The organism is Prescottella defluvii (genome assembly GCF_000738775.1).
GTDB lineage: Bacteria > Actinomycetota > Actinomycetes > Mycobacteriales > Mycobacteriaceae > Prescottella > Prescottella defluvii.
Map to the genome: position 1 here is coordinate 1 of NZ_JPOC01000095.1, position 241 is coordinate 241.

A 241-nucleotide genomic window follows, 5' to 3' on the forward strand; every position below is an offset into this window, starting at 1 on the left:
GATCTCGTCGATGTCGTTCTCGAGTCCGGCCGCGACGGGCAGGTACTCGTCGACCACCTGATCGAGGAGCGCGTACAGGATCGCCTCCGGTCCCAGCCTCAGCAGTTCGGGTGCCGCCTCGAGTCGGCGGCGTACCTGGGCCAGATCGGGTGCCTCCGCGTGACGGATGGTGACGACGAAGTCCGGCCCCACGAAGACGTGCACCTCACCGAACTCGACCTTCTCGACGTCGTCGAGGTAG

1 protein-coding gene is annotated in these 241 nt (G+C 66.4%); it reads right to left on the reverse strand.

Features of this window, described 5'->3' with window-relative positions; genetic code table 11:
• Positions 1-241 (reverse strand): CorA family divalent cation transporter (locus tag IJ15_RS0123735; protein WP_031940812.1); only part of this gene is annotated, 241 nt, incomplete at both ends.